We start from the raw sequence: 25,449 nt of genomic DNA on the forward strand, positions 1-25,449 counted from the left end.
GCATACGTTTGCCCCGCCCGTACGTACCTGCGCCAACACGCTAATCGTGATCGATGTCAGACACCGCATCAACCATGTTTTCGGAGGGAATGGCCGCGGAACGACGGGGCTTCACCCTCGCCCGTACATCGTCGAATCACACCACGCGTACGGCGCGGATGTTGGCCGCCGCATTAAGCCAGAAGGCGTCGTTCTCGAAGCGCCGGAAGATGTCGGGCGGCAACACCGTCGCGCGTTCTTGCGCTTGTACCTTTCCGCCCACAGTGTGCAGGCCAGGGGTGCCGGCGCGTTCGTCAAACTCCTCCGCCTCAAATCGCACGTTGTCGAAATCGTGCTGAAACAGTGGCTCGCCGATGAACTCGTAGACCGCGGCCATGGCCCCAGCAGGATCGCGCACCAAGGTTTCGTACTGCAGGACCATCAGATGCTTAGCATGCTCGCCGTAAAACGCTTCCTTCAGCGCGTTGTACGCATAACCCAACATCCCCTCGCCATGGGCAATGCCTTCGGCGCGACTGTAGACGGTGCCCCCGGTCTGAAAACTGAAAATGGTGGATGGGCGCAACGCGTTGTTGCGAATCGCACACTCCACGCTGTCCACGATCCATGACACGTGACGCACGCAGGCAATCAACTTCGCGCCAGGGAAAAGCGTGTGCAACACCGGCAACTTCGCGCACCAGATGCGGCTGGTGTCGAAGACAACGTCCGCCGTGAACTCGTCACTGTAATAACTATCGAAAAGCCCACGCAGCACGCGCTGGCGTTGCTGGTCGGTGATGAATACCGAAAATTCGTTCCGACCACTCATCTCACCCAACATGGCATTGACCATGCCGGCGAGGGGGCCACTCATGTTCGCGTAAAACCGCGGATTCTGGCGCAGCAACGCCGCCAGCAGCGTAGAACCGGACCTGGGCAAGCCAGATAGGAAATGAATGGATTGCACACTGCCCCCTTTTTCGGCCTATCCCAGGCTTTGAACGCTTCAACATCATTGATAGCCGTCCGAAAGAAAAGGGCCGGAGTAGCCGGCCCTTTCCCATTTCAACACCAGGAAGTCATTGCTTCCTCGGCGCCTCCTTCAGACCGCGATTGAGCAGCATCGGCTCGATGCTCGGGTCCTTGCCGCGCCAGTTCCTGTACATCGTGGCGAGGTCCTGGGTGTTGCCCTGCGAGAGGATCATCGCGCGGAAGCGGTCGCCGTTCTCGCGGGTCAGGCCGCCCTTGTCGACGAAGCCCTGGAAGGCGTCGTCAGCCAGCATTTCCGTCCACAGGTAGGCGTAGTAACCCGCGGCATAGCCGCCACCCCAGATGTGCGAGAAATAGCTGGAGCGATAGCGGGGCGGCACATAGCTCAGGTTGATCTTGGCCTTGGTGAGCGCGTCCATCTCGAACGTGTTCGGGTCCTGCTTCGGCGCATCGGCCGACAGGCTGTGCCAGCTCATGTCGAGCAGGGCGGCGCCGACCAGTTCGGTCATGTCGTAGCCCTTGTTGAAGGTCTTCGCCTTTTTGATCTTCTCGACCAGTGCCTGCGGCATCGGTTCGCCGGTCTGATAGTTTTTTGCGTAGTTGGCGAAGATCTTCGGGTCGGTGGCCCAGTGCTCGTTGAATTGCGACGGGAATTCCACGAAATCGCGTGCCGTTGCCGACCCCGAAAGACTCGGGTATTCGGAATTCGCGAACATGCCATGCAGACCATGACCGAACTCATGGAACATGGTGATCACGTCGTCGAACGACAGCAGCGCTGGCTGGCCCGGTGCCGGCTTGGTGAAGTTGGCGACGTTGAAGACCACGGGCTTGGTGCCCATCAGCTTGGATTGGGCCACCAGATTGCTCATCCAGGCGCCGCCGTTCTTGTTGTCGCGCTTGAAGTAGTCACAGTAGAACAGCGCCATCGAGGTGCCGTCCTTGTCGAACACTTCGAACACGCGTACGTCAGGCTGCCAGACGGGGATGTCCTTGCGCTCTTTGAAGGTCAAACCGTAGAGCTGGTTGGCGGCGAAGAACACGCCGTTCTGCAGCACGTTGTCCAGCTCGAAGTACGGTTTGATCTGCGATTCGTCGAGATCGTACTTGGCCTTGCGGACCTGCTCGGAGTAGTGATTCCAGTCCCACGCCTCGACCTTGAAGTCGCCCTTCTGCTGGTCGATCACGTCCTGGATATCCTTTGCCTCGCGCTGGGCACGCGCGGTGGCCGCCGGGGCCAGCTTGTCCATGAAGGTGATCGCCGCTTCCGGCGTCTTGGCCATCTGGTCTTCCAGCTTCCAAGCGGCGTAACTGGAGAAGCCCAGCAGCTTGGCCTGCTCGGCGCGAATCTGCGCGATACGCGAAATCAGCTCGCGCGTGTCGTTGTCGTCGCCCTTTTCCGCACGATTCCACGACGCCTTGAACAACTGCTCGCGCGTGGCGCGGTCGTTGAGGTTCTGCAACGCCGGCTGCTGCGTAGTGTTCTGCAGTGGGATCACCCACTTGCCGTCCAGCTTGCGACTGGCGGCTGCCTGCGAAGCGGCGGCGATGTCGGCATCGGACAAGCCATCGAGCGTGGCCTTGTCGTCCACCACCAGCGCGCCGGCCTTGGTGCCCGCCAGCAGCTTCTTGGCGAACTGAGCGCGCAGTCCGGACTCTTCCTTGTTGAGCGCCTTGAGCTTGGTCTTGTCGGCGTCGGAAAGTTTTGCGCCGCCGCGCACGAAGTTCTTGTAGGTGACCTCCACCAGGCGCTTGGATTCCGGATCGAGCTTGAGCGAATCACGCTGGTTGTAGATCGTCTCGATGCGCTTGAAGAGCTTATCGTTCAGGACAATGGCGTCCTGATGCTCCGCAAACTTGGGCGCTTCGTCCTGCTGCACTTTCTGCAGTACGTCGTTGGTGTTGGCACCCGTCACCGCGAAGAAAGCGCGGCGAACGCGGGACAGCAACTGACCCGACTTCTCCATCGGGATGAAGGTGTTCTCGAAGGTTGGCGCATCCGGGTTGTCGGCGATCTTGTTGATCTCCTCCAGGTGCTGCTTCATGCCCTCCTCGAGCGCCGGCTGGTAGTCGCCATCCTTGATCTTGTCGAACGGCGGCGCCTCGAAGGGCAGCGTGCTGGGCGAGAGGAACGGGTTCACGGCGCTGACCTCAGCGGCCGGCGCCGCCGTGGATGCCTTGGCTGGCGCGGTGCCGGCGGGAGCGGGAGAGGGAGCGGGGCCAGGCTGCGCAGCCTGTTCGTTCGATTGCTGCGAACAGGCGGCCAGCGCAATGGACGTGGCTATGACAAGCGTACGAAGGCGTGGCATCAGGAGTTCCCCAGTGGACTGAACAAACCCTCACCTAACCACACCTTGCCTCGCCTGCCATGGGTCGAAAGTCAGGCCCGCGCCCACTCAGCCAGAAGCTGCCGCCTCCGTCATCAACCATTCGCGAAATGTCGCGATCTTGGGCAGCGAGGAACTTTCGACTCGATAGACCACGTAATGAGCCCACTGCGGCGCCAGCTTCATCTTCGGAATCTGCCGGATGAGTCGCGCGTCTCTTGTCGCGCCTGACGCGATCGACCAGGGGCGTGTTCTGTTCCCCCGATCGAGTAGGCGGCCCACGTCGTGACTCAGTGAGCGTTTGCCGGAGTCGCGACATAGCCAATGCACTCCACTTCGAGTGCAGCCCCCAGAGCCAAACCCGTCACGCCAAAGGCGCTACGCGCAGGGAACTGACCGGCCTGGAAATAGCTGCGATAGATCTGGTTAAACGCGTCCCAGTTTTTCATGTCGGCCAGCATGACCGTGCATTTGACGATATGGTCCGGCCCCATCCCCGCGAGCTTGGCCGCCGCCATGATGTTGTCCATGGCGAGGCGCGCCTGGGTTTCGAAGTCCTTGCCCAGGCCTGTGGCATCGTTACCGATCTGCCCAGAGAGATAGACGGTATTGCCCGCTCGTACAGCCGGCGAGAAGGGATATTTGGTCTCGCCGGTAACGTAGTGGGTGATGCCCCCTTGTGCGGGAGCGGCGTGCAAGTTGAACGCACTAGCCACTGCTACGGTGGCGACGGCCAGCATTCGAACGAAGGGTCGGGTCATTGAAGCGGTCTCCTGGAGCAGTGGCGTGAGATTGGGCGATAGGCCAATTGAACGAGCACACCCGAATACTGCACTACTATCACTCATCCCTGTGTCGTGCAGCCACTGGCGAACCCGGCCAGGCAAGCTCGGAGGAGAGCATCAAGTGACCACGACGGAAATGATCCATGGTTCCTGCCGCTGCGGCACGATTCAATGGCGCTTCAAAGGTACGCCCGAGTCAGCAACAGTGTGCAATTGCACCGCATGTCACCGCTACGGCGCGCTGTGGGCGTATGCGTATGAAGGGGATGGCATTCACGTCTCGGGCCCGACGCAAACCTACACGCAGGGAAGATGGGTCGTGTTTCATTTTTGCTCCGTCTGCGGCTGCGTGGCGTACTGGCGCGGATTGAAGAACAGCGAGAACGGACAGCGCCCCATGGGCGTCAACCTGCGACTGGCCGACCTGGAGAGTGTTGCGCAGATTCCCATAGTCCGTCACGACGGGCTCAACACCACGGATGACATGCCGCAAGACGGTCGATGCGTCACCGACTATTGGTATTGAATCGCTCTCCCTCTGTCGCGAGCAGCGCTTGTTGGCGAGGATGGCTCAGGAAGAATCGGAACGACGGATCCGCCTTGTTCGAATGGAAGCCCGGATCAGAGTGCAGTTATTTCGGAAGAGCGCACTCTGACCACGGCTTTGCTCATTCCACCCAGGTATTCAATCGCCCGACCAGACACCATCCCCGCAACACCACGTACCCGCCACCAAGGCCGGCGAACAGGGTTGCACCTGGTGGCGGATGTGTGATGTTGCTGTAGGCATAGACGTCGTCGCCCGACGCCATGCGGTCGCTGATGACCATCCAGTCCGCATATTTATTGAACTGACGATCCATCCATTCTTTGCTCGTTGGCTGGTGCGCCAGGCGAATGCCCGTCGGCAAGGTGAGGCAATGAAAGTCTGGGTCCACTTGGTCATTGACGGATCCAAAGCCTGTTACCAATTGCATCAGTGTGTCTGACCCGTGCATTTGCCTCAGTCGGACTTGTCGGTCCCGCTGCGCGACCAGCCCTGCCCCGTAGAAGGCCAATGCTGCGGCGACCAACACGCTCGACATCCAGCCCAGGGATTTCCAGTTGATGGTCATGGGTAACCCGGGTGCTTCAGAGCGAGGGCCCCACTTGAACACTTTCCTGGCCGTCCGTGGTGAGGGAAACCATGATGGTTGCGCCCTCCTGACGCCGGGTCTTCAGATAGGCATCTGCATAAGTATCGATATAGACGGCAGCCTCATAGGGACCACAATAACCTTCCACCTCCACCACCGCCGTTGAAGGTCGGTCACTGAGCAGGAGGTTTACGGTGTGCAGCGTTTCTTCGCGCAGCGGCTTGCCACGGTACGTCAGGCTGGTGAGGGTCGCCCTGGCCTGCCGCGGCTGCGTGATGGATGCCTGTACGGAAACCCCGTTGCGGCATTCCAGGGTGAGCGCGCGCTTGTCCACGCAATGGGCATCGTCGGTGCAGGTGGTGTCCTTGGTGATTGTTTGACGCTTGGGGACCAGGTCAGGGCCATCCAGCGTGACGGTCGATGGCTTCTCCGCCGCGCTCGCGCCGCAAGTAAGGGCAGCGCCAAAGAGGGCAATAACAGCAAGAGCGACTCTGTAAGCCATACCTTCCCCTGGATCCTACTTAGAAGACATCACCGATGTTGATTTACAACTGTCCGTTACGGATCGGAAGCAGACCCCGGCCACCAAGCGACTTCCTAGTCGGCCGACCCCGCCTGCAAGGCCTTGGTAAGCGCATAGCGGGCACCCCCGGGCGGAAAGTCAGGCAATCGACTGAAGACGGTGTAGCCGCGCTTTTCATAGAAGGGTAGCGCCTGGAAATCGAACGTTTCGAGGAAGGCATTGGCACACCCTTTTTTGATCGCGGCTTCCTCGATCAGTGCCATCAGGGCGCTTCCGTAACCTTGACCGCGCAATTCATCTTGAAGCCACAGCGCGCTGACCTGCAGCCAACTCACATAAGCGGCTGCAACAACACCGCCGACCAACTTGCCTTCGCCGTCCCGAACGGTCGCCACAAGATATTCCGGCGTCGCGCCATTGGTATGGGACTGATTGAAAGCGAGTAGGCCATGGACGATTGCATTGATGTCGCTACCACTTGGCTTGTCTTCGAGCGCCGTGCAGAGTGATGTGGCCATAGCTGTCCCTAGGTTGCGTCTGATGCGACCGTCCTTGTCGACGGAGCGCCAATGGTGAAGTCGACTGACATCTCGGTGTCTTCTCTGGATCGGAGGTGACCCGAAGCGGGCGTTAAATCTCTTCCCTTCAACCCGACGCCTCAAGCAATCGGCTAACGCCCCTGAGTCCGGTCTGCCTTCTCTACCAAAACGTCAAAGGCCTTGCCGATTTGCTCATGCGTAAAGTCACAGTGCCCCTCTCCCACACGTGGCAGCACCGTCACTTTCGACGCATTGCCAGCGGCCTTCGCGAGTTCGGGATAGACCGTATCGAAGCGGGACGGCACAGTCTGGTCGAAGGCGTTCCTTTGCAGTACGACGGGGCTGGCGACTCGCCCAGTTAGCGTCACGTTGTCAGCGAGATAAGTCATCGCCGATGGCGTTCCCTTGTAGCGACGTACCTTGTGTTTGAAGTCGGCATCGTCTGCGAACTCAGTGTAGTTGGCCTTCATCGTATCGACGGGCATGCCACCTGCACGCTGCTCGATCTCCCGCAGCAACATATAGTTGAGCATCAATGTCCCAGGTAACGTTGCACTGGTTTCCTGCAACCTATCCTCTAACCGGGCGGCCTTGGTAGGATCGCTCTGCAGCGCTTCTTGAATGCGGCCCGAATCGATCATCGCTGGAGAGGCGGGATTCGCCAGATCCGGCATGACCCCCGGGAAATACGTATCAAAGGCGACCAGGGGCGTCACGACGCCGCGCGCGACAATGTCCGGCGCGGACACATTCACGCCACACACCGACAGCGCTCCACTGTAGGCCGGGCCGTGGCGTTCCAGGGTTGCCAGCGCCTCCAGCCCACCTAGTGAGAACCCGACCAAGTAAGCACGATGCGGCTTTCCGTTCTCCTTGATAAAGAGCCGACGAAGCTGCTCGCTGTCTTCCAGTGCATCCCCCACTGCCCAGCCCTGGGAAGCGAACGCACTGGCCGCGACAGCAAAGCCACGAGAAAGGAAGACGGGCGTTTCTTCATTCTGCGGCCACGGGCTCTGGCGCGGCACGCCCTTCGGCTCATAGCCGTGCATAAGCACGACCAGGTCACCATTCCAGTTCTTCGGTATATCAATTCGATAGGGGGCACCATCCAACGATCCTACCGACGTGCGGATCACCGACCCGGTCGCGGAATCCGAGGAGGCCGACGAGGCATTAATCGGGCAACAGACACTACAGGCCACCAGCAGGCCAAGAAGCCAACTTCCGGGAGCGCAGCGCATGCAATTTCCCCTGGGGATGTCATTTAAAGCTAGCACAGGACTGGCGACTGGCCGTCGCCGGATCTCCATCTATTTCCGGTTGTCCCCAGTGGGCGGCTTGGAGCCGGCCGATGATCGCTTCGGGTCGGAAACAACCATTCGGTGAATAGTCATACCTCCACTGGAATGTCCATGCGCCTGCCGAAATAGCTTGAAAGAAAGACCACCATGACCATGATGCCGAGCGAAGAGGGAATGACCTGGCTCCACGGCTGTGCGTGCTTGAGTAGATTGCCCGCTCCAGACGACAGCATCGCGAAATAGCATCCGGTCATTTTGAGTCCGTGATCCAGAGGCCGGACGCGGCGCAGCCAGTACGCCGCCCAAAACGGCCTGCTCAAGTCGTAGAGCGCCATACATGCTACGTAGGCCGCTGTTGAGTAGGCGATCGCGGGTGTCCAGGACGCCGTACCAGTGCCCTTCGATAACACGATCCACGCGCATCCGATCAACGCGACAATGGCTAGTATGGCGTCGACGGTGGAAGGGTAGCGGTTCCGCAGCGCCAATGAGCGCAAACTGCTGATGTACTGATAGGAAGCAGACAGTGTCACGGCTATCAGCGCTATCGGCACGTAAAGGAAGATATCGGCCAAGATGGCGGTGCCTAGAACCATGCCAGCCATCACCACGAATACGCGGCCGCTGCGCCGATGAACGACGCCTCCCTTTCTCGATAGCAGAGGCCATAGCCCGCAAATCAGGCCGCCTGCACCCATGCCAATGTGAACGGCTATGTTGACGTCGTTCGCCTGCATGCTCCCCCCTGGGATGCAAGAACTTCTATGGAAACAGCGAGACTTACATTCCCATGGCTTCCGGGCAATTGAAGCTATGCGCTATTCAGTCTCGACGCAAAACCAGGATGCCGGAACGGGCTGCTTCGAGTTGCGGATTCGGCCGGTCGAAAGCCGACATGGAATGCCCAGCTCAGTCGTGGAGGATACCTATCGTCCGAAACCACGTCTCGGCCAACCGGGGCCAGCCCGTGATCGGGTCCGGTGTCGGCCTCAAGCCGAATGCATGGCCTCCATGAGCATACAGATGCATCTCAGCCGGCACATGCGCCTTTGCCAGCGCGGCGTAATAGACCATCGACTGATCCACGCCATCGACATAATCGTCTTCCGCCTGCACGAGAAAGGTGGGCGGTGTCTCGCTGGACACGGGTACATTGGTATTCAATTTGCCACCACCCTCGGTGAGATGCCCGGGGTAAATCGGCATTGCAAAATCCGGTCGCGCACTCTCCTTGTCGGCCGCATCTACCGGTGCATACAGGGATCGATTGAAGTTCGTGCTGATCTCGGCCACCAGGAATCCGCCCGCTGAGAAACCCAGCACGCCGACCTTGTGCGGATCGACATGCCATTCCGCCGCGTGAAAGCGCACCAGTCGCATCGTTCGCTGCACGTCCTGCAGTGAGGGCACCGATAGTGCCAAGTTGTGCGGGCGGCAATCGCATTTCCACTCGTAGGGCTTGCTTGGCACCCGATACTTCAGCAACACGCAAGTCATGCCATTGGACGTCAGCCAGTCGCAGGCCTCGGTGCCCTCCAGGTCCATGGCCAGTATCTGGAAGCCGCCACCCGGAATCACGACAACCGCGGCCCCCGTGTTCCTTCCCGTGGGTGCATACACCGTCATCGTGGGCCGCGTCACGTTGAACACGTTGGTCACCGGCTTGCCGGCCAGGAACTTGTCACTCGACTTCACGGTTTCCGGACCTGGTACGGATTGCAGATCGGGCGCCGCCCCGGGCCATAACGGTAACTGCGTGTGCCCGCCGGCCGCTTGCCAAGCGGGCGCTTCCGCTTCCGCGCCCGCGCTTACCAGCAGCAGCACCAAAGCAACTGACCAAAGCTTCATGGCAAACGTCCTTGTGGCAACGCAATGATTTGATACGGCATTGGATATCGAAGACGAGACCTTTGCCGCAACGCCTGAACTCCCCTGGCAATATCTAACTGCGTCCTATGCTCTGGCAGGGCCAGGAAAATGTCTTTGTAAAGGCGACGTCCGCTGGTAGTCGGAAGCGGACCGGACCCGGGCAGCGCAGAAGTGCTGCTGCGATCGCTTCGAGCCCAGCGAGTTCCAGGGGTTCCCAACCAGCAGTTCCGCGCCATCGGCCCAAAAATGCTGCACCGCAATGGTGCACGGCTTGCCCGGTTAGCTTGCAACTGGTGCGCGAAAAGCCTTTTAGATGTCCGTATTTTCGATAACCCCATGTTTTTCCGGCTTAGTTAGCCACGGCACGAATGATGCATAGCAACATGCACGACTGGTGGTCGGCGCGCGCCGACCACCAGGGCTTGCGGGGGCAGTACGTCATCTTCGGGCGGGGGTGCTATGTCGGGCAAGGCGACACGGATCGAGCTGTTCCAATGGCGCACGCCGCACATGCGTGCGTTCCATCTGAGCTGGCTGGCCTTCTTTGTGTGCTTCTTCGCGTGGTTTGCGGTGGCGCCGATGATGCCCATGGTGCGGCAGGCGTTTGGGCTCAGTGCCGACCAGGTCGCGAACATTACGATCGCGGCCGTGGCGGTCACCGTCTTTGGACGTCTGCTGGTAGGCCCGCTGTGCGACCGGCTGGGGCCGCGGCTTACCTACACCGGCTTGTTGTTGCTCGGATCGATTCCGGTATTCGGCATGGCGCTGGTGCAGGGCTACGCATCTTTCCTGGTGATGCGTCTGGCCATAGGCATGGTGGGTGCGGGGTTCGTCATTACGCAGTACCACACCTCCGTGATGTTCGCGCCCAACGTGGTCGGTGCCGCGAATGCCACCACGGCTGGCTGGGGCAATGCGGGTGGCGGTGCCGCGCAGGCCGTGATGCCGATGGTGCTTGCCGGCTTGCTTGCCCTTGGCGTGGGCCGCGCCCTTTCCTGGCGCGCGGCCATGCTGCTGCCGGGCGTGCTGATGGTGATTGTCGGACTCCTGTATTGGCGGTTCACCCAGGACTGCCCCGAGGGCAACTATCGCCAGCTGCGTGCGCAGGGCGTAACCGTGGGCAGCGGCAAGCAAGGTGGCTGGGCGGCGTTTCGCCAGGCGGCGGGCAACTATCGCGTCTGGATGTTGTTCGTCACCTATGCGGGATGCTTCGGCATCGAGTTGTTCGTGCATGGCGTGGCGGCGGCCTATTACGTCGATCGATTCGGGCTGAACCTGCGCAGCGCCGGCCTGGCTGTCGGCGCGTTTGGTCTGTTGGCGCTGTTTGCGCGAAGCCTGGGCGGTCTGGCCTCCGATCGCCTGGCGCGCCGGCATGGCTTGTCGGCACGCGCCCATCTCCTGTGCGTCCTGATGTTGTGCGAAGGCACCGGACTGCTGTGGTTCGCGCATGCCACGGGTGTCGGCATGGCCGTGGCCACCATGCTGGTTTTTGGCTTGTTCACGCATCTGGCGTGCGGGGCCACCTATGCGCTGGTGCCGTTCATCGATCGCAAGGTGCTCGGCGGCGTGACGGGCATCGTTGGCGCGGGCGGCAATGTCGGCGCCGTGGCGGCCGGCTTCCTGCTGAAGCACACCGGTTCGGTGCAAGTCACCTTCGCGCTACTCGGTGGCTTCGTCATGGTCGGCTCGCTGTGCGCGCTGGCCGTGCGCTTCAGCAACGAGCATGTCGCCAACGAAGAGCGGCTCTATCAGCAAGCCTTGCAACAGGGTCGCGCCGCGGCGCCCGCCCTGACCATCAATTGATTCGGTATCGAGGTCATCGACATGACGATGAAGCTTGTCGTAGTGGGCAATGGGATGGTCGGTCACAAACTGCTGGAGGAGCTTGCGGCCATGCAGCCGCCCGGCCTTCAGGTGACCGTGTTGTGCGAGGAAGCGCAGCCCGCCTACGACCGCGTGCACCTCTCGGAATTCTTTGCAGGCAGAAGCGCCGATGAGCTTTCGCTTGTCACGCCAGGATTCTTCGAGCAGAGCGGCTTCCACCTGCGTCTGGCCACGCATGCGGTTGCCATTGATCGCGCCACGAAGCGCGTCACCACCAGCGCCGGTGACATTCTTCCCTACGACAAGCTGGTGATTGCGACGGGATCGACACCGTTCATACCCGCTATTCCCGGCAATGATCGCCCTGGCTGCCTGGCGTATCGCACGCTAGACGACCTGGCGGCGCTGTCTTCATGGGGCGGCCAATCCAGGCATGGCGTGGTGGTGGGCGGCGGCCTGCTTGGCCTGGAATGCGCCAAGGCGCTGCGCGACATGGGACTCGAGACCCACGTGGTAGAATTTGCCACGCGCCTGATGGCGGTGCAGGTAGACGACGTCGGCGGACAAGTGTTGCGCAAGACCATCGAGGATCTGGGCCTGGTGGTTCACACCGGCAAGAACACCCAGCAGATCGTGGATGGTGAACGACTTCGTCACCGCATGAATTTTGCCGACGGAAGCCATCTGGAAACGGACCTCATCGTGTTCTCCGCCGGCATTCGCCCGCGCGATGAACTGGCGCGGCAATGCGAGCTGGGCGTGGGCCAGCGCGGCGGCATCATGGTCGACAACTTCTGCCGCACGCGCGACCGCGACGTGTATGCCATCGGCGAATGCGCGCAATGGGGTGGCAAGGTCTTCGGGCTGGTGGCGCCCGGATACGACATGGCGCGCGTGGTGGCCAATCACCTCAACGCGCTGCTGACCCGCAGACAGGCGCCCACATTGCCGGAGTTCGCTGGCGCGGATATGTCCACCAAGCTCAAGCTCATGGGCGTCGATGTGGCCAGTATCGGTGACGCACACGGCACCACGCCAGGCAGCCGCAGCTACCAGTTCAGCGATGGGCGCAAGCAGGTCTACAAGAAGCTGGTGGTGTCGGACGACGGCAAGCGCCTGCTGGGCGGCGTGCTGGTCGGCGATGCCGCCGAGTACGGCACCCTGCTGCAGATGATGCTCAACGGCATGGAGCTGCCGGACGCTCCGGAGTCGTTGATCCTTCCCGCGCTGGGCAGCAAGAAGAAGCCGGGCCTGGCGGTGGATGCCTTGCCTGCATCGGCACAGATCTGCTCATGCAACAACGTCAGCAAGGGCCAGCTGTGTGAGGCGGTCGCCGCCGGCGCCACGTCCATCGATGCGCTGAAGCAGGCCACGCGGACAGGTACGTCCTGTGGCGGCTGCGTGCCGCTGGCCACGCAGATCATGAAGGCGGAAATGGAACGCCAGGGCCTGGCGGTAAGCCATGCGTTGTGCGAGCACTTCGCTTATTCGCGCCAGGAGCTCTACCACCTCGTGCAGGTGAAGAAGATCCGTCGCTTCGACGACCTGCTGGCGCAGCACGGCAGCGGACTGGGTTGCGATATCTGCAAGCCGGTGGTCGCCAGCATCCTGGCGTCCTGCTGGAACGAATTCATCCTGCAGCAGGAACACGCCTCCCTGCAGGACTCCAACGACTACTTCCTCGCCAATATCCAGAAGGACGGCACCTACTCGGTGGTGCCGCGCATGCCCGGCGGCGAGGTGACGCCGGACGGACTCATCGCCATCGGGCAGATCGCACGCAAATATGGTCTCTATACCAAGCTCACCGGCGGGCAGCGCGTGGACATGTTCGGCGCCCGCCTGGAGCAGCTGCCGCCGATCTGGGAAGAGTTGATCGCTGCCGGCTTCGAATCGGGCCATGCCTATGGCAAGTCGCTGCGCACGGTGAAGTCCTGCGTGGGTTCCACCTGGTGTCGCTACGGCGTGCAGGACTCGGTGGGACGCGCCATCGACCTGGAGCATCGCTACAAGGGCCTGCGCTCGCCGCACAAGCTGAAGTTCGCCGTCTCCGGTTGCACCCGCGAGTGTGCGGAGGCGCAAGGCAAGGACGTAGGCATCATCGCCACCGAAAAGGGCTGGAATCTCTACGTGTGCGGCAACGGTGGCATGAAGCCCCGGCATGCCGAGTTGCTGGCCGGTGACCTGGATACCGACACGCTGGTCCGCTACATCGACCGCTTCCTGATGTTCTACATCCGCACGGCGGACCGCCTGCAACGCACCAGCGTCTGGCGCGACAACCTGGATGGCGGCATGGACTACCTGCGCGACGTGATCATCAACGACCGCCTGGGCATTGCCGCGGAACTCGAAGCGGACATGCAGCGCGTGGTCGACAGCTACGAATGCGAGTGGAAGCGCGCCGTGAGCGACCCGTTGGTGCGTCAGCGATTCCGTCACTTCATCAACAGCGATGCCGGTGACGACCGGGTGGCCTTCGTGACCGAGCGCGGGCAGATCCGACCAGCCTCTGCCGACGAGAAACGCAGCCGCCTTGGCCGTATCCCGGCCGTGGTCGAAACGGAGTAAGCCCATGAGTCATGCAACGAGTGGAACCGGCTGGACGCCCGTGTGCCGGATCGATGAGATTGTTCCCGACACCGGCGTGTGTGCGCTGGTGGACAGCGAGCAGGTGGCGATATTCCGGCTGCGCGACGATGCGCTGTTTGCCATCGACAACGTCGATCCCGATTCCGGCGCGGCGGTGCTTTCGAGGGGATTGGTGGGCAGCCTCGGGGAACAGATCGTCGTCGCCTCGCCCATCCACAAGCAGCACTTTGATCTGCGCACCGGGGCATGCCTGGAAGTGCCGCACTACAGCGTGCACGCCTGGGAGGTTCGGCGCGACGGCGATGTTGTCCTGGTCAGGCGCGGCGAGCCATGAATCATTGGCGTCCCCGGCGAACGGTGACCGGCCATCGCGCCAGCTTGCTGCCTGCGCGCGTCTGGCTGCCATGCGGTCGACCCATACCGGCCGCGGTCGCCGCATGAGCGCAACGGTGGCCACCACCTGCCCCTACTGCGGCGTCGGTTGCGGCGTGCTCGCCCAAGTCGCTGTCGATGGCGCGGTCAGCGTCCAGGGCGACGTCGCGCACGGCTCCAATCACGGGCGCCTGTGCGTGAAAGGTGCAGCCCTCGGCGAAACGGTGGATTTGCAGGGCCGCCTGCTGCATCCAAAGCTGCGCGCAGAGGATGGCTCGTTTCGTCGGGCCAGCTGGGACGAGGCACTGGATCGGGTCGCCGACGGCTTCCGTCGCATCGTCGATCAGCACGGGCCGGACGCCGTGGCGCTATATGTGTCGGGGCAGCTGCTGACCGAGGACTACTACGTCGCCAACAAGCTGGCCAAAGGCTACCTTGGCACCGCGAACATCGACACCAATTCCCGTCTGTGCATGTCGTCGGCCGTGGCCGGCCACAAGCGCGCCTTCGGCGAGGACGTCGTGCCCGGCTGCTACGAAGACCTGGACCAGGCAGAGCTGATCGTGCTGGTGGGCTCCAACACCGCGTGGTGCCACCCGGTGCTCTTCCAGCGCATGGTGCGGGCGCAGGAAAACGGTGCGCGGCTGGTGGTGATCGATCCGCGCTTCACCGCCACGTGCGAATCGGCCGACCTGCACCTGCCGGTGAAGCCCGGCACCGACGTGTGGCTGTTCAACGGACTGCTCAGCTTCCTGTTCCAGCACGGCGTGATGGATGTCGGGTTTGTCGACACGCACACCGATGGCTTGAATGCGACCTTGGCTACAGCGGCTGCCGAAGCCGGCGACTACGCGACCGTGGCGCGCATCTGTGGCGTGCAGCTGTCGGATCTGCTGGCCTTCTATCGCCTGTTCGCGCGCCATGAGCGGGTGGTGAGCCTGTTCTCGCAGGGCGTGAATCAATCGTCCAGCGGTACGGACAAGGTCAACAGCATCATCAATTGCCACCTGCTGACCGGTCGCATCGGCAGGCCGGGTATGGGCCCGTTCTCGATCACGGGTCAGCCCAATGCGATGGGCGGGCGTGAAGTGGGCGGCTTGGCCAATATGCTGGCTGCGCATATGGAACTGCACGACCCGGTGCATCGCGATATCGTGCAGAGCTTCTGGTCGTCACCGCACATGGCAGCGCAGCCTGGCCTGAAAGCCGTGGCCCTGTTCGACGCGGTGCTTGAAGGCCGGGTCAAGGCACTGTGGATCATGGGGACCAACCCGGTCGTCAGCCTTCCCGATGCCGACCGCGCCCGGCGTGCACTGAATGCCTGCGAGCTGGTGGTCTGCACCGACGTCATCGAGCACACCGACACCAACCGGCACGCGCATGTGTTGCTGCCTGCACTGGCTTGGGGCGAGAAGGATGGCACGGTGACCAGTTCGGAGCGCCGCCTATCGCGCCAGCGCCCGTTTCTTCCCGTGCCCGGCGAGGCGCGCGCCGACTGGCGCATCATCTGCGATGTGGCCCAGCGACTGGGGTTTGCCGAGGGTTTCGGTTTCCAGAGTCCGCACGAGATCTTCATCGAACATGCGCGCCTCACGGCATTTCGCAATCACCCGCCGGGCAACGGCGACTTGCCGGCATCACCGCGGCAGCTGAATCTCAGTGGGCTGACCTCGCTCACCCGGCAGGCCTACGACAGCATGCGGCCCGTGCAGTGGCCAGTGCGCGAGGACGGCAGCGGAACCGCCAGGCTGTTTGCCGGTGGGCAGTTTGCCCACCCTGACGGGCGCGCGCGCTTTGTCGCCACCTCGGGACGCGCGCCTGCGAACGCGACCGACCGCGAGTATCCGCTGGTGCTCAATACAGGCCGCGTGCGGGACCACTGGCACACGATGACGCGCACCGGCAAATCACCACGACTGGCCGGCCACACCAGCGAACCCTATGTGGACATGCATCCCCACGATGCCTTGCGCAGCGGCGTGCGCGCGGGTGAGCTGGCGAGCGTGCATTCGCGCTGGGGCTCGATGGTGGCGCGCGTGCGCCATGGCGGTGGCGTGCTGGCCGGTACTGTCTTCGTGCCGATCCACTGGAACGACCAGTTCGCCTCCGATGCGCGCGTCGGCGGCCTGGTGAATCCGGTGGTCGACCCCGTTTCCGGCGAGCCGGAGTTCAAGCACACGCCGGTGCGCGTCGAACCGTTCCCGGTGCGCTGGTATGGCTTTGCGATCGGGCGCCAGTCTCTGCCGACATCGGCGCTGAGCTACTGGACGCTGATCCGCGGCGACCGTTTCCTGCGCTACGAGATCGCCCACCGCGAACGCCCCGGCGATTGCAGCGCATGGGCCCGCACCTGGCTGGGCGCACACACATCCGATGCGGACTGGCTGGAGCATGACGATCCGAGCAGCGGCATCTATCGCGCAGCCTGGGCGGTCGAGGGTCGGATGGAGGCATGCGTGTTCCTGTCCTCGCGCCCCGATCTGCCGTCCCGGCATTGGCTGGCCAGACTGTTTGGGCAGGAGCGGCTGACCGAATCGGATCGCGCGGGCCTGCTCGCCGGTGAGCCGCCAGGCGCCGGCATCGATGCCGGCCCGGTGGTGTGTTCGTGTTTTGGCGTGGGGCGAAACACGATCGCCGAAGCCATCAGCGCCGACGACCTGGACACGCCGGCGCAGATCACCGCCGCACTGCGCGCCGGCGGCAATTGCGGGTCGTGCATACCCGAACTACGACGACTGATCGCCGAGACACGCGCGGCACCCACTGTATGAGGCACGGCACTGGCACACGGGAGGGACGTCATGAAGCTGTATCCGCTCTTCGCTGACCTTGAGGGTCTGCCGGTATTGGTGGTGGGCGGCGGTGCCGTGGCACAGCGCAAGGTGGAAGCCTTGCTTGGTGCCGGCGCACGGGTGACAGTCGGCTCCCCCGAGCTGAATGAGCACCTGGCACAACAGCGCGAGGCGGGACAGCTCAACTGGTTGCACGGCGCGTTTGCACCCGCCTGGCTCGATGGCATGTGGCTGGTGATCGCCGCCACCCACGATCCCGTGCTCAACGCCCGCGTGGCGACGGCGGCCCACGATCGACGCATCTTCGCCAATGTGGTGGACGATGCCGCGCATTCACGTTTCCACGTGCCCGCCGTGATCGATCGTTCACCGCTGATGGTGGCCATCGGCACGGCGGGCGCGGCGCCAGCACTGGCACGGCGCGTGCGCGAATCGCTGGAACGCATGATGGACAACGCACTGGGCGCGCTGGTGGCCCTGGCGCAACGCCATCGTGCGCGCATCGTGCAACATCGTCCGGACCTCGCCGATCGCCGCGCCTTCTATGACTGGCTGCACGATGGCCCGGTGCTGACCCTGCTACGCCGCGCCAGGCCGCAGGATGCCGAACAGGCCTTGCTCGATGCACTGCATCGCAACGAGGCCCCGGCACGCAAAGGATCGGTGGCCCTGGTCGGTGCCGGGCCCGGTCACCCGGGACTGCTCACGCTGCAAGCGTTGCGAGCGCTCAACGAGGCGGACGTGATCCTGCACGACCAGCTGGCCAGCGCCGACGTACTTGCCATGGCGCGACGGGACGCCGAGCGCATTGACGTCGGCAAGCGCTGCGGTGGTCGCCAGGTGTCGCAGGATCGGATTCATCGACTCATGCTGGCCCATGCCAAGGAAGGGCGCCGCGTCGTGCGCTTGAAAGGTGGCGATCCCTTCGTGTTCGGCCGTGGCGGCGAAGAACTGGCCTTCCTGCGCGCCCATGACATTGCCTGCGAAGTCGTGCCAGGCGTCACGGCGGCCGTGGCGTGTGCCGCCTTTGCCGGCATTCCGCTGACCCATCGCGACCATGCCCAGTCGATCTGCCTGCTCACGGCGCATGGCAAGCAAGCAGACGATCCGCTGGATGAGCAGTTGCTCGGCCATCCGCGGCAGACTTTGGCGGTCTATATGGGGGTGGAGAGGATCCAGGCACTCACCGATCGCTTGCTCGCCCAGGGCCGCGCGGCGCATACGCCGATCGCCATCATCGAGAACGGCAGCCTGCCGCAGCAGCGTGTGATTGCAGGCAGGCTGGATGCCTTGCCGGCGCTTGCAAGGACCCATGCCGTCGGCACGCCGGCCTTGCTGATCATTGGCGAGGTGGCGGCCTACGCGGAGACCCATGCGTGGTTCGGCGAGCTGATCAGCGAACGGGCGTCGAACCGCCACATGGAAGCTCCGATACCTGTGGAGGTGGCCTGATGAAGATGGCACGGGAAGATGGCCAGGTGTCGTTCCCGCCGAGGCGTTCGCGATGACAGCAGCCGCCGAGGCCGCACGCCCACTGGCTGGTCGCCGTATTGCCGTGCCCGAGTCGCGCGAACTGGATGTGTTTGCTGCACTGCTTGAGCGGCGCGGCGCCTACGTGCTGCGCTGCCCGCTGGTAGACATCCGCGATGCAGCCGATCCCGCACCGGTGCTGGCATGGTTGCGCATGTTCAGTGACGGTGGCTGCGACGATCTGTTGCTGTTCACCGGCGAAGGGCTCCGTCGCCTGCTGAACGCGGTCGATCAACACGCACCTACCCTCCGTGCCAGCTTCGTCGAACAGCTGGCGCGCGTACGCATCATGGCGCGCGGACCGAAACCGGGTCGCGTCCTGCGCGAACTGGGCTTGCGACCGCACTGGGTGGCCGATCCCGCCACCACGCAGGGCATGATCGCCAGCCTTCGCGACATCGACCTGCGCGGGCGACGCGTAGGTGTGCAGTTGTACGGCAGCGAGCCCAATGCGCCGCTCATGCATTTTCTCGCCGAGGCCGGCGCCATGGTCTTGCCGGTGGCGCCGTATCGCTATGCGGATGCCAGTGATGACGCCGATGTGCTGACGATGATGGCGCGCATGGCGCAAGGCCATGTCGACGCCATTGCGTTCACCAGCCTGCAGCAGGTCGAGCGCCTGTATCGGGTGGCGGACACCGCGGGACAAACCGCCTTGCTGCAAACGGCGTTGTCACGCACGTTGGTGGCCGCCGTCGGCCCCCTTGTTGTCGACATCCTCAGGCAACGCGGCATTCAGCCGAGCGTGACGCCCAAAGGCAGCTACCACATGAAGCCGCTGGTCAGTGCCCTGACGGAGGCGCTTGGGCCGCCTTTGTTGAAGACCTGATGTCCATGGAAACGCCGTGCCGCCATTGCGCGCGTTCGCCTCGCATAGTTTGGCCACCAGGGGAACCCATTCGGCACGCCGATTCCCCGGCCAACTATCAAGGCATCCAGGGCGTGGTGCTGATCGTCCCTGGCTCTCCAGGATGCCAAGCACGGATACTGACCATGGCGACAGGCATGGCGATCACTACGTCTTGAGTGCGAAATCTGCCGGCAATCATTGCGCTCAGGCCGATCCGGACTCAGGAAGAAGCGCGTACTGCGTACTCTCGATTGTTGCCCATTGGCTGTCTTCTCATGGCCCAGTTGAACAACGGCGTCGCCATGAGCGTACTAGTGATGGCCATGAGTACCAGGATGGAGAAGAGGCCGGGTTCAATGATTCCCGCCTGCAGGGCGATGTTGATCAGAATCAGCTCCATCATGCCTCGTGCATTCATCAGCGAGGCTATGGCCATGGCGCTGTTGTTGCTTTCTCCGGAAGCTCGCGCCGCTGCCCAGCATGCAAGGCCTTTCCCGGCAAATGACGCCAGCATAGCGGCCACGGCAGCAAGCATCATCGTCGGCTGCAGCACCAGTGTCAGTTGCGTCTTCATTCCTGAGTAGGTAAAGAAAATCGGTACAAGGAAGATGACGACGAAAGGCTGCAGTTGTTCTCGAAGCTTTTCGGTCAACGCGCCCCTGGGCAGGCACGCGCCCAATAGAAAGCCACCGAAGACAGCGTGAATGCCGATGGCATCCATCGCCCATGCGCTCAGACAGAACATGGCGAGCACCACCGCGAGCACCGTAGCGCTTAGCGGCTTGTCTGGTCCGACATGGTCGGCAAGACGGCGCAGTGCGCGCCGGCCAATGAAGATCATGAAAAGCGCATAGCCGATGCCGCCTCCCATGGTGAGCGAAGCGCTACTCGCACCGCCACCGAAGCTCGTCAACACGATGGCCAACATGCACCAGGCCGCGGCATCGTCCATGGCGCCTGCGGTCAGCACCAAGGTACCCAGTCGACTGCCGGTCAGCCCGCGCTCGTGGATGATGCGGGCAAGCACCGGGAAGGCGGTGATGGCGGTGGCAGCCCCCATGAATACTGAGGCGTTGAAGAGACTTGTTTTCGCAGCGAACAGCCCCGGAAGAGTGAGCAGCCACGGGGTTATCAGCACGGCCAGCGCGAACGGCATCGCAATACCTGCCAGTGATACCCATAGGGCACTGCGATATCGCGCGCGAAAGTGCGCGACATTGACTTCGGTACCCACCAGGAACATGTACAAGCCCACGCCCAATTGGGCCACGACATAGAGAACGTCCGTGGTCGACTTGGGGAAGATCGCTGCCTGAGCATTGGGCAGCACGAGACCGAACAGCGATGGCCCCAGCGCCACGCCCGCGATCATTTCGCCGATCACCTGCGGTTGACCCATCTTGCGAGCCAGCCATCCGACCCATCGACAGGCGATCAAGATGATCGCCATCTGGATAAAGTAGTAGACCGACATTTGTGGCGTGGGCATCGAGAGAACCTTTGCAACACTCTGGCGCGTATCATCAATCGGCGATGGCCGCCTCCAGGTCGAGGCGGCCATCGCCGTCAGCGGCGTTTGGACAAACCCAATAGCAAAGTCAGCGGCCTACGCAGCCGCACCCTCCGCTTCCGCTTTCTGCCTGTGCTCAGCACACATCTTCTCGACAAGGAAACGGTGATCGGGGAGGTCGTCGGCAGCATTCGCGGCCACTTGCTGGATCATGGCGAACTCCCGGCGAGCCTCCTCGAATCGTGGATACGCACTGCGCATGGGCTCGAGGTTGGTCTTGAACTCCATGCCGTAGAGCACGTATTGCCAACTCGATACGAGAAACATCTCCAGATCGCTGACGAAATCCAGACGATGGGGCGGTCGGTGTTTCCACTCGGCAAGTCTGTCCCGCAAGGTCTGGGGGATGCTGGACGCATCGGCGTTGTCGATCCAGAACGGCGAGTCGCGGCGCTGGCTCAGGCAATAGTGCATCTTGATGAAATCGATGATGCGGTCGTAACGCGCGACCATCATCTCGTTGAAGTGACGCGCGGCCCGCTCCATGTCGTCGGTATCACCCGGCAGCAGGTGCGTGAGCAAGTAGGTAGCCAGCTCGACCAGTGCAATGCCGGTGGATTCCAAGGGCTCAACGAAGCCGCCCGCCAATCCCACGGCGACGCAGTTCTTGCGCCAATGCTCCGGCCGATAACCCGTTTCGAACTTGATGTGCATGGCCTTCAGACCTTCGGCGGCAGCACCGAGATAGCGGCGAAAGACCTCTTCGGCACGTTCATCGTCCGTATGCCGGGACGAATACACGTAGCCGACGCCGCGCCGTTTCTGCAGACCGATGTCCCAGATCCAGCCAGCTTCCTGCGCGGTGGAGATGGTGTAGGAAGGAATCGGCGCGTCGGGCCGCTCATAAGGCACCTGCATCGCCACGGCACGATCGGCGAACAACACATCGCGACGGCTGCGAAATGGCGACTTCATCACGTGGCCTATCAGGCTTCCTCGCAGACCGGTGCAGTCCACGTAGAGGTCAGCGGTCAGCTCGCCCAGTTCCTTGGTGATGACGCGCGCGATCGCGCCCTGCTCGTCCAGCTCCGTGCGTTCGACGGTCGCGACATGATGTTTGACGCCAAGCACTTGTTGTCCGTGTTCGGCGAGCACCTTGGCGAAGCAGGCCGCATCGAAGTGGAAGGCATGATTCATGGGGCCCTGGTAGTCCGGGTCCGTCAGACGCTTGGGGCCGCGATTTTGATCAACCAGCCTGCTCTGCATGCTCACTGCATCGGCGAACGACATCCCTTCGGGCGCCGCGCCCAGGAGCCAATAGGGCAGCAGTTCCGGACCTCCGGGACGCTGGCTTGGCACGCTGAACGGATGGAAGAAATGGTCGTTGCCCGTCGCGCCCTCTGGCCGCACCCAATGGCGATAATGAATGCCCTGCTTGTACGTCGCCGTGGCGCCGACAAGAAAACGCCGTTCATCGAGACCGATGGCCGAGAGCGTGCCCCTTATCGACGGAAACGTCGCCTCACCGACGCCCAACAGGCCAATATTGGCCGACTCCACCAGGTGCACCTGGACACTCTGCGGATCGATCGCGTTCACTGCCTTGGCAAGGTAGCAAGCGGCCAGCCAGCCAGCCGTGCCGCCACCCACCACGAGCACCTTTTTCAAACGAGTCATGGAATCTCCGTGCCGGCTGACTAGCCGGTCAGCTGGTGCGCCGCGCGTGCGCAGACATAGCGCAAAGAAAAGCCGGATCCCCTTGCGGTGACCCGGCCAAAACGCCATTCGAGGGGAGGAGGACGACCTTTCTGGAAAGGTCGTCCATGGAACGGCAAACGGGTGGCGGTGTTGGTGAAGTGGGACACCGCTTGCTCATCAGGTCAGAACCAGACGCCTAGCTGGAGGCCGTAGGTGCGTGGCGCCAGATATTGCGAGACGTATTCGAACGACTGGTTTGGCAACTGGAAGCGGCCGGCACTCGTGCGCACTCGTCCGTCCGAAACGTTTTGAACGTACGCGCTCACCCACCAGCGGTCACTCGGTTCGGTATAGCGCAGCGAGATATCGCCGCGGGTATACGCGCCCTGCTGGTCGCCAGGGCCGAGGTTGAAGTAGCTAAGCCACTGCGAGCTCTGGTATTGAGCGCTGATGCGCGGCGTCAGGCGGCCACCGTTCCCCAGGTGGAAGTCATGCTCGTAGATCGCGGTAAGCGATACGTCCGGCGCATGCGGCAGATCGTTTCCGGTGACGTCCATGCAGCTGGCGATGCCCGATTGCGGCGCGCAGGGCGGCAGACCCTGGTAGTCGTTGCTTCCCGCGTAAGTCAGCGTGCCGAGCTTCTTCTTCGGGATGGCCGAGAAGATCAGGTTTCCGCGATCGTCTTGCTGCGAATAGGCCAGCTCCGATTCGAAGCCAAGCACCTCGGTGCTGCCCTGCACATTGGAGAAGCCCAAGCCGCGGTTGCCGTTCGGGTAGGTGATGGGCGCCGATAGCTGGAAGTCCTTGAAGTCCGCGTAATAGACCGCGCTGTTCCAGGTCATGTGACCGTCGAGGAACGCGAACTTCGTGCCGATTTCGTAGTTGGTCAAAGTCTCAGGCTTGAACAGCGTGCCGCCATCCTGGATGCCGCCCGACTTGTAACCGGTGGAGATGCTGGCGTAGAGCAGGCCATGCTCACTGATATCGGTGTCGACGCGAGCGAGCCAGGTGGGCTCACCCTTGCTGTACTTGCCGTCGTTATGAGTCGACACGGCGAAGCCGGTCGCCGGACCTGGAATGGTGCTCGGGGCGATCGGCACTTGCGGCACCGTCGGGTCGTAATCCCAGCCCCAGTTGATGCCGCCGCGGTTCTCCTTGTCATCTTGCGACCAGCGCGCGCCCGCGGTCAGACGCCAATGGTCGGACACATGCCACGTGGTTTGACCGAAGATCGCCTTGGACTCCACCGTTTCCTTGGGCTGAATAAACGACCCCTGCCAGCTCACCGAGCCGTTCTGGGTGCCGTTCATGATCGGAATGTCGAAACGGATGTTGTTGTCTTCGTACGCGTAGTACAAGCCGACGATCCAGTCGAGCGTCTGCTGGCCGGTCGACTTGAGGTCGAGCTCTTGGCTATAGCTTTCGTAGTTGGAGTAGTTGGTGCGGTCGTCCTGGTACTGGGCACCGGTGGTGAAGCTGGTAGGTACCGAGACGCCGACATCCTGGTCGAAGTCGCTCTTGCCGGAATAGCGGTTGTAGCCGGCGATGTAGCTCAGCTCCATGCTTTCATTGATATTCCAGTCCATCCGGCTGCGCAACGTCCGGGATGTGCGATCCAAGTACGGCGCGGTATCGATCAGCGCCGACCAGAAGTCCTGACCGGCACGCGGAGTCTGCATCAGGCTCAGGCTGGGCGTGCCACGATCGAGGAAGTACTCGTACGACAGATCCCACTTGAACGAATCACTGGGCTGCCACAGGGCGCTGACACGCGCAGCCGACTGGTCCTGCGCGTTGTACTTGTCGGCAGAGTGAATGTATTGAGCGGCGTTGATCGGTTGGAACTTTGCCGGATCAGCACCCGTGGCGAGGTAGGTCGCCTGCTGCTGCGCCACCGTAGGCAGCTCGCTCGCCGGGTTCTGGTAATCGACATAGCCGTCGTGCTGCTCGTGCACTACCGCAACGCGCATCGCGAACGTGCTGCTGATGGGCAGATTGATCGCGGCGCGCGCGCCCATCTGATTGAAGTTGCCAGCTTCGACCAGCGCGTTGCCGGAAAAGCCGGCATTGAGATCGGGTTTGGCGGTCTGGAAGCTGATGGCGCCTGTCGTGGAGTTACGACCCCACAGTGTGCCCTGAGGACCGCGCAGCACTTCGACGCCGTCCATATCCAGCAGCAGTCCGGAAGCGGCCTCGGCACGCGGCGCGTAGACGCCATCCACGAAGGTGGCTACTTCAGGATCGGCGTATTCGGTTTTCGCGCTGTCGTTGCCGATGCCGCGCAACGTCAGCGTGACCACGCCATGGTCGCCTTCCGTGGTGCCTTGCAGGCCCGGCACCAGTCGGGTGAGGTCCTGCACGGTGGTCACGCGTTCCTTCTCGAGCGTATCGGGCGAAATCGCGGTGACTGCTACCGGCGTCTTCTGGAGTGGCGTCTCGCGCTTGGTGGCGGTCACCGAGACGGCACTGAGCTGCTTGACCTTTCTTTCAGCCGGCGCCGGGTTCTGCGCCGACGGATTCGGCGATGACGCATCCTGGTCCGTTGCCAGCACCATGCCGGGGGTGAGAACGAGAGACATGGCGATATACAACGCCGAGTAGCGTAGCTTCATTTAGCTTCCCCTCCAGATCGTTCGAATAGTTGTGAGCCACCGCCCTCGACGATGGCGCTCCTGTCTTGCTCCCCAGTGATAGCGCTGTCATTTCAAATAATGACAGCGCTGTCAAACCGGATAGTAAAGCGCTTCCCACGTAGAAGCTTGACGCGGAGCAACACGTGCGTCGTGCCCCTCAAACCCTTGGTACAGCTACATTCGCGGTCATCCATGA

Annotated in this window: 19 protein-coding genes; 7 read left to right on the top strand and 12 right to left on the bottom strand. The window is 62.4% G+C overall.

The genetic code is table 11. The features are described 5' to 3' along the window. Window positions 1-136: 136 nt before the first annotated feature. The 3 genes from OUZ49_RS12905 to OUZ49_RS12915 all read right to left on the bottom strand — a co-directional run bounded on the left by OUZ49_RS12905 (window position 137) and on the right by OUZ49_RS12915 (window position 4,060). A complete protein-coding gene (locus OUZ49_RS12905; RefSeq protein ID WP_266150857.1) occupies window positions 137-949 on the bottom strand; it encodes a sulfotransferase family protein in 813 nt (270 codons plus the stop codon). Window positions 950-1,061: 112 nt separating this feature from the next. Continuing rightward, complete coding sequence (gene dcp, locus OUZ49_RS12910; protein WP_266150858.1) at window positions 1,062-3,281, bottom strand: peptidyl-dipeptidase Dcp; 2,220 nt, start codon at window positions 3,279-3,281, stop codon at window positions 1,062-1,064. Window positions 3,282-3,589: 308 nt separating this feature from the next. After that, window positions 3,590-4,060: a RidA family protein gene (locus OUZ49_RS12915; protein ID WP_266150859.1), complete on the bottom strand. Its 471-nt coding sequence runs from the start codon at window positions 4,058-4,060 to the stop codon at window positions 3,590-3,592. Between the two features lie 145 nt (window positions 4,061-4,205). Here OUZ49_RS12915 and OUZ49_RS12920 point away from each other — a divergent pair, with 145 nt between their 5' ends. Beyond that, window positions 4,206-4,610, top strand: coding sequence for a GFA family protein (locus OUZ49_RS12920; RefSeq protein WP_266150860.1), 405 nt, complete (start codon window positions 4,206-4,208; stop codon window positions 4,608-4,610). A 142-nt stretch (window positions 4,611-4,752) separates the two neighbouring features. Here OUZ49_RS12920 and OUZ49_RS12925 read toward each other — a convergent pair whose 3' ends face one another. From OUZ49_RS12925 to OUZ49_RS12950, 6 genes are all read right to left on the bottom strand, one after another. Next, window positions 4,753-5,199, bottom strand: coding sequence for a hypothetical protein (locus OUZ49_RS12925; protein ID WP_266150861.1), 447 nt, complete (start codon window positions 5,197-5,199; stop codon window positions 4,753-4,755). A gap of 16 nt (window positions 5,200-5,215) precedes the next feature. Next, the gene (locus tag OUZ49_RS12930; RefSeq protein WP_266150862.1) at window positions 5,216-5,722 is read right to left on the bottom strand and encodes a hypothetical protein; all 507 of its coding nucleotides are present in this window, start codon (window positions 5,720-5,722) and stop codon (window positions 5,216-5,218) included. A 95-nt stretch (window positions 5,723-5,817) separates the two neighbouring features. Beyond that, window positions 5,818-6,261: a GNAT family N-acetyltransferase gene (locus OUZ49_RS12935; RefSeq protein ID WP_266150863.1), complete on the bottom strand. Its 444-nt coding sequence runs from the start codon at window positions 6,259-6,261 to the stop codon at window positions 5,818-5,820. A gap of 152 nt (window positions 6,262-6,413) precedes the next feature. Then, the gene (locus OUZ49_RS12940; protein ID WP_266150864.1) at window positions 6,414-7,523 is read right to left on the bottom strand and encodes an alpha/beta fold hydrolase; all 1,110 of its coding nucleotides are present in this window, start codon (window positions 7,521-7,523) and stop codon (window positions 6,414-6,416) included. A 149-nt stretch (window positions 7,524-7,672) separates the two neighbouring features. After that, window positions 7,673-8,320 carry a hypothetical protein gene (locus OUZ49_RS12945; protein WP_266150865.1) on the bottom strand — a complete coding sequence of 216 codons (648 nt, stop codon included), beginning with the start codon at window positions 8,318-8,320 and terminating at the stop codon, window positions 7,673-7,675. Window positions 8,321-8,492: 172 nt separating this feature from the next. After that, a complete protein-coding gene (locus OUZ49_RS12950) occupies window positions 8,493-9,431 on the bottom strand; it encodes an alpha/beta hydrolase (RefSeq protein ID WP_266150866.1) in 939 nt (312 codons plus the stop codon). 480 nt (window positions 9,432-9,911) lie between these two features. Here OUZ49_RS12950 and OUZ49_RS12955 point away from each other — a divergent pair, with 480 nt between their 5' ends. The 6 genes from OUZ49_RS12955 to OUZ49_RS12980 all read left to right on the top strand — a co-directional run bounded on the left by OUZ49_RS12955 (window position 9,912) and on the right by OUZ49_RS12980 (window position 19,391). Then, the gene (locus OUZ49_RS12955) at window positions 9,912-11,255 is read left to right on the top strand and encodes an MFS transporter (protein ID WP_266150867.1); all 1,344 of its coding nucleotides are present in this window, start codon (window positions 9,912-9,914) and stop codon (window positions 11,253-11,255) included. A gap of 27 nt (window positions 11,256-11,282) precedes the next feature. After that, entirely contained in the window at window positions 11,283-13,847 is a 2,565-nt protein-coding gene (gene nirB, locus OUZ49_RS12960) for a nitrite reductase large subunit NirB (protein ID WP_266150868.1), read from the top strand. A gap of 4 nt (window positions 13,848-13,851) precedes the next feature. Beyond that, window positions 13,852-14,202: a nitrite reductase small subunit NirD gene (nirD, locus tag OUZ49_RS12965; RefSeq protein ID WP_266150869.1), complete on the top strand. Its 351-nt coding sequence runs from the start codon at window positions 13,852-13,854 to the stop codon at window positions 14,200-14,202. 103 nt (window positions 14,203-14,305) lie between these two features. Next, window positions 14,306-17,011 carry a nitrate reductase gene (locus tag OUZ49_RS12970; protein ID WP_266150870.1) on the top strand — a complete coding sequence of 902 codons (2,706 nt, stop codon included), beginning with the start codon at window positions 14,306-14,308 and terminating at the stop codon, window positions 17,009-17,011. Between the two features lie 30 nt (window positions 17,012-17,041). After that, on the top strand, window positions 17,042-18,484 hold the full coding sequence (cysG, locus tag OUZ49_RS12975; RefSeq protein ID WP_266150871.1) for a siroheme synthase CysG: 1,443 nt from the start codon (window positions 17,042-17,044) through the stop codon (window positions 18,482-18,484). Between the two features lie 52 nt (window positions 18,485-18,536). Next, window positions 18,537-19,391 carry a uroporphyrinogen-III synthase gene (locus tag OUZ49_RS12980; protein ID WP_266150872.1) on the top strand — a complete coding sequence of 285 codons (855 nt, stop codon included), beginning with the start codon at window positions 18,537-18,539 and terminating at the stop codon, window positions 19,389-19,391. Window positions 19,392-19,632: 241 nt separating this feature from the next. Here the strand turns inward: OUZ49_RS12980 and OUZ49_RS12985 are convergent, their stop codons facing one another. The 3 genes from OUZ49_RS12985 to OUZ49_RS12995 form a co-directional block, all read right to left on the bottom strand. Then, window positions 19,633-20,901, bottom strand: coding sequence for a cation:proton antiporter (locus OUZ49_RS12985; RefSeq protein ID WP_266150873.1), 1,269 nt, complete (start codon window positions 20,899-20,901; stop codon window positions 19,633-19,635). 117 nt (window positions 20,902-21,018) lie between these two features. Next, window positions 21,019-22,599, bottom strand: a complete 1,581-nt coding sequence (locus OUZ49_RS12990; protein WP_266150874.1) for a tryptophan halogenase family protein — start codon at window positions 22,597-22,599, stop codon at window positions 21,019-21,021. Window positions 22,600-22,802: 203 nt separating this feature from the next. Beyond that, the gene (locus OUZ49_RS12995; RefSeq protein ID WP_266150875.1) at window positions 22,803-25,232 is read right to left on the bottom strand and encodes a TonB-dependent receptor; all 2,430 of its coding nucleotides are present in this window, start codon (window positions 25,230-25,232) and stop codon (window positions 22,803-22,805) included. Window positions 25,233-25,449: the final 217 nt, after the last annotated feature.

This window comes from Dyella halodurans, assembly GCF_026283925.1.
GTDB lineage: Bacteria > Pseudomonadota > Gammaproteobacteria > Xanthomonadales > Rhodanobacteraceae > Dyella > Dyella halodurans.